The following is a 6,229-nucleotide window of genomic DNA, read 5'->3' as shown; positions in this document are numbered from 1 at the left end:
CGTCGTTCCTATGTAGTGACGTACTTATTAGTTACCCAACGCGGCCGCAACCACGGCGCGTGCCTCCTCCTGGACCTGGGCCAGGTGCTCCGGGCCGCGGAAGGATTCCGCGTAGATCTTGTAGACATCCTCCGTGCCGGAAGGCCGGGCCGCGAACCACGCGTTTTCCGTGGTGACCTTGAGGCCGCCAATCGCTGCGTGGTTCCCGGGGGCCTCCACCAGCTTCGCGGTGATCGGCTCGCCGGCCAGTTCCGTTGCTGTGACGTCCGCCGGGGAAAGCTTGCCGAGCTTGGCCTTTTCTTCCTTCGTGGCCGGGGCGTCGATCCGGGCATAAGCCGAGGAGCCGTAGCGTTCCACCTGCTCATTGTGGAGCTGGGAGGGCGACTTGCCGGTCACCGCGGTGATTTCCGCCGCGAGCAGGTCGAGCACGAGCCCGTCCTTATCCGTGGTCCACACCGAACCGTCCTTGCGGAGGAAAGAAGCGCCGGCGGATTCTTCCCCGCCGAAGCCGATTTCCCCGCTCACCAGGCCGGATACAAACCACTTGAAGCCCACCGGGACCTCCACGAGGGTGCGGCCAATGCCGGCCACCACCCGGTCGATAAGCGAGGAGGACACCAGGGTTTTCCCGACGTTCACCCGCTCGGACCACTGCGGGCGGTGGGTGAAGAGGTATTCGATGGCCACCGCGAGGTAGTGGTTGGGGTTCATGAGGCCGGCATCCGGGGTGACAATACCGTGCCGATCAGAATCGGCGTCGTTCCCGGTGGCCAGATCGTACGGGGCGCGGCCACTCGCATCCGGCTCCATGCGGTGGAGCAGGCCCGCCATAGCGTAGGGCGAGGAGCAGTCCATGCGGATCTTGCCGTCCCAATCCAGGGTCATAAAGGGCCAGGCCGGATCCACGTCGGGGTTCACCACGGTCAGGTTAATGCCGTAGCGATCCGCGATTTCCTGCCAGTATTCGGCCGAAGCGCCGCCCATCGGGTCCGCGCCGATGCGCACACCCGCGGTGCGGATCGCCTCGAAATCGATGATGGTATCGAGGGCGGTCACGTAAGCATCGCGGAAATCGTAGGTGCCGACCTGCTGGGCCGCTTCCGCGTAGGGCACGCGAGCGATGTTCTTCCATCCCGCGGCGATGAGCTCATTGGCCCGGGCCGCGATCCACTTCGTGGCATCGGTATCCGCCGGGCCGCCGTTGGGCGGATTGTACTTGAAGCCGCCATCGCGCGGCGGGTTGTGAGACGGGGTAATAACAATGCCGTCCGCCAGACCCGGGCCATCCAAGCGCAACGCGTGCGGGGCGCCGTTCGCCTCCAAGATAGCCAACGAGACCGCCGGGGTGGGAGTCCACGAGCCGCGAGCATCCACCCGCACATCAGCGCCGTTAGCTACCAGCACCTCGATAGCGGTTTTTTCCGCCGGGAGGGACAGCCCGTGGGTATCACGGCCCACGAAAATGGGGCCGTCATAACCCTGGGCATTGCGGTAGTCCACAATCGCCTGCGTGGTTGCCGCGATATGGGCTTCATTAAAGGCGCCATCGAAAGCGGAGCCGCGATGGCCGGAAGTTCCGAAAACCACCTGCTGGAGGGGGTTATTCGGATCGGGTTCGATATCGTAATATGCCGCCACCAGCTCATCAACATTGATGAGATCTTCGGGGCGAGCCGGGGTTCCTGCGCGTTCGTTCATACATTGAGTATCCCACGAATTGCGCCCCAATCGCGGGACTTGTTCCGCGGGTGGATAACATCGCCGTTGCTGCCGTGCGTGCGGCTGTTCGCGGCTTCTGTGGCGCGCGCGAGTTCTTCGTGGATATTCCCCCAGTGCCCGGCACGCGCGGCCGGTGGAACTTCCTCGCCGGGAGCGACCGGCCCGGGCGCGGTGGAGCGTTCCCCACGGGTGGCCGGCCCGCCGAAAGGCGCACCGCCCAAGGCTTCGCGGCCGTGCGGGCTGAGCCATCCGGACGTATCCGGGCCTAGCGGCACGATCTGGTTGGGGTTCACATCCAGGTGGACTTGGTAATAATGCGAGGTAATGTGCTCGAAATCCACGGTGTCTCCGAATCCGGGAGTCTGGAAAAGATCACGCGCATAGGCCCACAGTACCGGCATCTCGGTCAGTTTCTTTTCATTGCATTTAAAATGCCCGTGGTAGACGGAATCGAAACGAACCAGGGTAGTAAAGAGACGCACATCCGCTTCGGTAATGTGATCGCCCATGAGGTAGCGGCGCCCCGCCAGCAGTTCGGAAATATTGCGCAGCGCCGCGAAAAGGCGCAGGTAGGCGCGGTTATAGGACTCCTGGCTGCCGGCGAAACCGCAGCGGTAGACGCCATTATTAATCTCGGTGTAGATATAGCGCATGAGCGCGTCCATGGGCTGGCGCAGTTCCGCGGGGTAGAGGTCCGGGGCGCCTTCGCGGTGGAAATCGCGCCACTCGGTAGAAAAATCGAGCGTCATCTGCGCAAAATCATTTGTGGCGACGGCGCCGCTAGCAAGATCCACCAGGGCTGGAACCGTAATTCCCAAGGAGAAATTCGGGTCGCGGGCCAGGTAGGCATCGCGCAGAAAATGGATACCGAGCACTGGATCCACCCCGCCCTCATCACGGTCAAAAATCCAGGATCGTTCATCGTGGGTGGGCCCGGGGATTCCCAGTGATATAGCATTTTCCAGCCCGAGCAAGCGACGCACGATCATGGTGCGATTCGCCCACGGGCAGGCGCGCGCCGCAATGAGGCGGTAACGGCCCGGCTCCACGGGGAAGCTGGCGCTGTCGCGGCTCACGCGAGTGGTGATATAGCGAGCGTCGCGGCTGTAGCCTTCGCCGCGGCGAGTAAATGTTGTTCCGATGGTCATAGTCGCCTCCCTGCGCGTCGGTGAGTGTTGGTTGTTGATTGGGGCGTCGGTCTCTGCCCCCATAGTCGTTGAAGAATATATCAGATTGGGTGGGTGGGGGCCAGGCTTTCGCATACTGCATGCTGCCGCCGTGGTTCGAGCCGGGCCTGTTAGCGGGTGGGGGAGTATTTTCTGAGTTGTACTTCGCGTGTGTTACGAGCGCAGTACAGGCGTGAAAACACGCAGGGCCTCCGTGGAAAATAATGTGCTTCCTGGGAGATCTGAGGTTTATATAATCGCGGGGTTGTGGGTTGCGGATATTCTCCATGCGCCTGGTAATTTTCATTGACGTTCGGGGTTGTGGTAATTATTGTTGACAACGCGGAGATGGGGGATAGCGCGTACCGGCACGGCATTGCAGCCGAAGATATTCGGCTGCCGCCCGTAATGCGATAAAAACGCATTATATGGACGGCTACGTGTTGATCATCGGGCCAAGTCAGTCTGGGCAACTGCTCGAACTGTGTATTAGCGATGATGACCGTATTTTCCACGCTATGAAAGCCTGTAAAAAATTTCTGCGAGTGAAAGGCGATTTCTAGTGAAACGCTCTATTGAAGATATGCTTGATGAAGTGGAAAACGCGAACGGTGGCGAGGGGCCAGACCCTATTGCAACCGTTGATGACCCGTATCTTGCGCAAGTTGCAGTGGCTCAGATAGAGCTACGCGCGGCGGACAATCGGCTAGACGCGGCGGTCGCTCGGGCTCGCGCAGCCGGTAAAACATGGCAAGCTATTGGTGATGTTTTGGGTATGACACGCCAAGGCGCTAACCAGAGGTTTGCGGCCGCATAATCCTTGATGGCTTGAGTGTTCTGGACCGGGAGTGTCCGCCGACTCTTGGTCCTCTACCCGGTTCTACCCGAGCACCAGGCCGGCGAAGAACGCCGCGATGCCAAGGAGGAAATTCCCGAGCAGGAGGCTGATGCAGGCCCAATAGCGGTGTTTTTCGAAGAGGCCGAGGGCGTCGGTCATCGCCGTCGAAAAAGTAGTGAAACCACCCAAAAAACCGGTGGTGACGTAAAGACTGTACGGGCCGATCCAGGCGGAAAGTACCCCGCCGCCGGTCACCAGTCCGAAGAGGAAACAGCCGATTACATTGACCGTGAAGATCCCGGCCGGCCACGTTGGCTTGAGCCGCGCGGTGAGGAAAGAATCGAGAATCCCGCGGCATAGGGCACCCAGCCCACCGGTTAGACCAAGAAGCAGGAGCGTCATGCTGCATCACCGCCCGCGCGCCGGCGTGCCGCGAGGAAGCGCCGGCCCAGCGCGCGCCCGCAGGTCATCCCGGCCAAAGCCAGCAGGAAACCACCGAAAAGTGTGCCTCCCGCAGCCAGGCCGGCCAGGCGCGCCAACTCGCTAGGCGCACCGCTGAGAACCTCGCCGGTGGCCAGGTGGGCGCTGAGCGCCACGAAACTTGAATAGGTGGTGAAACCGCCGCAAAAACCGGTGCCGAGCAGTAGGCGCAGCCGGGCCCCGTACCGATGCGTGCCCGTGGTGAAGAAGCCGGTGATGAGGCCAAGGAGGAACGCACCCGCAAGATTGACGATAATCGGCGCTGCCGCGCTCGGGACGAGCGCGCGTGCTACCGTGCCCGCCCCGCCACCGAGGAAAACGAGAAGCAGCCCGGTCGCGTCACGATAGAGCGGGCGCACGGAAGACGTTGCGGTAGATCTAGATGCAGCCGTGTTATTTTCCTTCCTCGCGCGCGGGGGCTTCGCCGGGCAGCACGGTTACGTAGCCGCCCTTATCGCTCGCAATATGCCAGGTACCCCCGAAGGTGGTGCTGGCCCAGTTGAGGATCTGCTGCGCATCACCGTGCTTGGCTTTCGATTGGGGTGCGAAGACCACCGCGTTCGCCCCGGCATTCCCGCGGGTTCCCTCCCAGTACACCGTGTTATTCGGCACCAGGTAGGCCAGCATATGAATATCGGTAACCACGTGGGAACCATCCGGCACCGCGGCCAGGGCTTCGCGCGCGCCGGCGCGCTCCTCTGCGCTCGCTCCGTCATAACGCCCTTGGAACCACCAGCCCACCGCGTTGGTGCGGGTACCGATCACCGTGGCAATCAAGCTGGCCGCCAGGGCGAGCGCAATCAAGCCGCGCTTGACGTGCCCGCTGCGTGCACTGCACTCGCTGCGCGTGCCGGATCTGCTGGGCGTAATGTGCCCGTTAAGGTCCGCGTGCTCAGTATGCCCCGCGAGCGCCCGCAGCTTCGCGAAGCGCTCCAGCCGCCCTAGCCCATCAAGCAGCGCAATGGTGGCAATCGGCATGAGCACGGCGGAATAATGCCAGTCCAGGCCCCAGTAGTACTCCACGTTTCCGGTGAAACGCCAGGCCAGGGTCGGGATCATGAGAAGGATCCACGGGCTGGCCAGGCCCACCACCCCGGCACTGCCCAGCAGCACCGCCAGGGTCATCAGCTTCGTAGATGCGCCGGTGAAAAGCCCAGCATCGCCCGTGAGGCGATCCGTGTAATCCCAGGCGCCGTCCGGATTGAAAGCCGGCAGGAGCACCCAGATGGAGAGCACGAACCACAGCGCGCCCCATACCGCCAGGCCCGCAGCCCAGCGCCCCGCGGGGGTGCGCCACGCGGTGGATAAGCGCGCTCGCGGTGCTGGCCCGCGCCGCTGCGGCGCGGCGTCGTCGTTCTGTTCCACCACGCCGCAGACCGCCCGCCTTTGCGCGAAAAACTCCGCCAGCAGCGCGGCCGCACCGAAAGCAACCAACGTGAGGCCGAGGTCTTCCTTCACGAAAACGAGCATGCCGAGCGGGAGCGCGGCGCGGAGGTAGCGGCCTTCCATCCAGGCCGTCAGCCCGTAGGCGAGGAGGGGGACCGCGAAGGCGATCTCGTGGAATTGCGCGGCGACCGCGGCCGAAAAACCCCAGGACACCGCGTAGATCAGGCCGAGAGCGGTCCCCGCCCCGGCCCCGCAGCGCGCCCGCGCCAGGCGGGTAAGCGGAATCGCGGACACCGCGAAGAGCGCATTTTGCACAATAAGCAGGGTGGCGCCGCTGGGCCACAGCGCGAAAATCGGGCCGAGCACCACCAGGATGGGATGGAAATGATCACCCCACAGGTTAAACCCGGGGCCTTTGATTTCCACGATGGGCGCTTCGAGATGTGCGTAACGCTGGGCGAGCTGCGTGAAAATACCCAGGTCCCAGGAGGACGTCTGCATAGAAGCCCATTGGTGCAGCGAAAAAGCGGTGAAAAGAATGAAACTGCCGAGCGCCACCAGGTAGGGAGCCGGGTCGGTGCGCAGCGGGCGGTACCAGGTCGCGGTGCGAGCCGGCGCCGTGCGGAGAGCCATCATATCC

General features: G+C 63.0%; 6 protein-coding genes. 1 reads left to right on the top strand and 5 read right to left on the bottom strand.

What is annotated here, in order from left to right:
- Positions 1 to 27: 27 nt before the first annotated feature.
- The gene (gene pgm, locus AC5RK6_RS01210) at positions 28 to 1,698 is read right to left on the bottom strand and encodes a phosphoglucomutase (alpha-D-glucose-1,6-bisphosphate-dependent) (protein ID WP_320758141.1); all 1,671 of its coding nucleotides are present in this window, start codon (positions 1,696 to 1,698) and stop codon (positions 28 to 30) included.
- Entirely contained in the window at positions 1,695 to 2,867 is a 1,173-nt protein-coding gene (locus AC5RK6_RS01205) for a glutathione S-transferase family protein (RefSeq protein WP_320758142.1), read from the bottom strand. Before AC5RK6_RS01205 ends, pgm begins: the two co-directional genes overlap by 4 nt.
- A 580-nt stretch (positions 2,868 to 3,447) precedes the next feature.
- On the opposite strand from AC5RK6_RS01205, the gene AC5RK6_RS01200 reads away from it, so the two are divergent.
- Complete coding sequence (locus AC5RK6_RS01200) at positions 3,448 to 3,702, top strand: hypothetical protein (RefSeq protein ID WP_320758143.1); 255 nt, start codon at positions 3,448 to 3,450, stop codon at positions 3,700 to 3,702.
- A gap of 63 nt (positions 3,703 to 3,765) precedes the next feature.
- On the opposite strand, the gene AC5RK6_RS01195 is transcribed toward AC5RK6_RS01200, so the two are convergent.
- The 3 genes from AC5RK6_RS01195 to AC5RK6_RS01185 are packed head-to-tail and all read right to left on the bottom strand — an operon-like array spanning position 3,766 to position 6,225.
- Positions 3,766 to 4,125, bottom strand: coding sequence for a fluoride efflux transporter FluC (locus tag AC5RK6_RS01195; RefSeq protein WP_320758144.1), 360 nt, complete (start codon positions 4,123 to 4,125; stop codon positions 3,766 to 3,768).
- Positions 4,122 to 4,562 carry a fluoride efflux transporter FluC gene (locus tag AC5RK6_RS01190; protein WP_435730953.1) on the bottom strand — a complete coding sequence of 147 codons (441 nt, stop codon included), beginning with the start codon at positions 4,560 to 4,562 and terminating at the stop codon, positions 4,122 to 4,124. The genes AC5RK6_RS01195 and AC5RK6_RS01190 overlap by 4 nt, the downstream gene beginning before the upstream one ends.
- Before the next feature lie 34 nt (positions 4,563 to 4,596).
- A complete protein-coding gene (locus tag AC5RK6_RS01185; protein ID WP_320758146.1) occupies positions 4,597 to 6,225 on the bottom strand; it encodes a DUF2079 domain-containing protein in 1,629 nt (542 codons plus the stop codon).
- Positions 6,226 to 6,229 lie beyond the last annotated feature (4 nt).

This window comes from Actinotignum sp. usb-actsch-213, from assembly GCF_059085665.1.
This window is presented reverse-complemented; position numbering and strand designations above follow the sequence as displayed.

What these genes read in the sequence shown, in the direction of transcription:
- pgm (WP_320758141.1), bottom strand. Translation starts at nt 1,698, where the DNA reads ATGAACGAACGCGCAGGAACCCCGGCTCGCCCCGAAGATCTCATCAAT.
- AC5RK6_RS01205 (WP_320758142.1), bottom strand. Translation starts at nt 2,867, where the DNA reads ATGACCATCGGAACAACATTTACTCGCCGCGGCGAAGGCTACAGCCGC.
- AC5RK6_RS01195 (WP_320758144.1), bottom strand. Translation starts at nt 4,125, where the DNA reads ATGACGCTCCTGCTTCTTGGTCTAACCGGTGGGCTGGGTGCCCTATGC.
- AC5RK6_RS01185 (WP_320758146.1), bottom strand. Translation starts at nt 6,225, where the DNA reads ATGATGGCTCTCCGCACGGCGCCGGCTCGCACCGCGACCTGGTACCGC.